Raw genomic sequence first — 296 nt, 5'->3', positions numbered from 1 at the left:
GTTAATGCGCCCGCCGCGCGCCCCCCAACGCGCAGGAGATCCCCATGAGCCCAACCGACGCCTCGCCCGTCGTCACCCGCTTCGCCCCCTCGCCCACGGGCTACCTGCATATTGGCGGGGCGCGCACGGCGTTGTTCAACTGGCTCTATGCGCGCGGCCGCGGCGGCAAGTTCCTCTTGCGGATCGAGGATACGGACAAGGCCCGCTCGACGGCGGAGGCGACGGAGGCGATCTTCGCCGGGCTGCGCTGGCTCGGGCTCGACTGGGACGGCGACGCGGTCAGCCAGGCCGAGGGC

General features: G+C 72.3%; 1 protein-coding gene. It reads left to right on the top strand.

Going from position 1 to position 296, the window contains the following annotated elements; genetic code table 11:
• Positions 1-44 precede the first annotated feature (44 nt).
• Positions 45-296, top strand: a 252-nt coding sequence (locus tag E0702_RS16675; RefSeq protein WP_240721800.1) for a glutamate--tRNA ligase family protein, incomplete at its 3' end; no start/stop codon positions are given.

The organism is Halomonas marinisediminis (assembly GCF_004347715.1).
GTDB lineage: Bacteria > Pseudomonadota > Gammaproteobacteria > Pseudomonadales > Halomonadaceae > Halomonas > Halomonas icarae.
This window is presented reverse-complemented; position numbering and strand designations above follow the sequence as displayed.